Source organism: Modicisalibacter coralii, assembly GCF_004117855.1.
Lineage (GTDB): Bacteria > Pseudomonadota > Gammaproteobacteria > Pseudomonadales > Halomonadaceae > Modicisalibacter > Modicisalibacter coralii.
Genome location: NZ_QWBW01000065.1, coordinates 1 through 685, shown reverse-complemented (window position 1 = coordinate 685; position 685 = coordinate 1). Strand labels below are relative to the sequence as shown.

Genomic DNA, 685 nt, shown 5'->3' with positions numbered 1-685 from the left:
GCGCAGCACCAAGCGCACCGCGCTGATCGAGAAGCAGGGCCAGACCGGCCAGGTGCGCCTCACGCCCAGTGGCCGCCAGGCGGTGACCCTGGCCAGCCAGGTCGAGGACCTGCTGTATTCCGAGTACGACGCCGCCAAGGTGCTCGCCGCACTGGCGCGGGGCGACTTCGCGCGGATCGCCATCAGGATCTGGTTGGTGATGTCGGGGATCCGCGCGCTGACCCAGGAACTGCGCCGGGTGCGCGAGAATCCCACCCGCGAGGGCAAGCTGAGTGCCTTCATCGACAACGAGCGCCACTACCACAACGCCCTGTCGACCATTCAGCACACCCTGCTCGGCGCGCGTTCGCAGCTCGCCGAGATCCGGCGTGGCGAGCGCTTCGATACCTGGCGCGAGGTCCGCGAGCGCGAGCATGGCGAAAGCTGGGAGCTGGGCATGCTCACCGGCGCCATCGGCCGGGTGCTCAATGCCATCGAGAACCTCTCGCGGCGGCTCTCCGAACTGCTCGCCGACATCGCCGAGGGGCGCATCCAGTCGATGGGCGTGATCGACTTCGCCGACCTGTCGCGGCGTCTGCTCGCCGAGCCGCCCTCCGACGCGCTGCGCGACGCGATGGTCGCCCGCATGATGCCGCCCCCGCATGATGCCGCCGGGCCTGGCGGTGGCGATGCCGCGCGTGGCCCC

1 pseudogene is annotated in these 685 nt (G+C 70.7%); it reads left to right on the top strand.

Annotation, left to right across the window (positions count from 1 at the left end):
• Positions 1–685: pseudogene (locus D0901_RS20790) on the top strand (hypothetical protein); the annotation flags it as partial.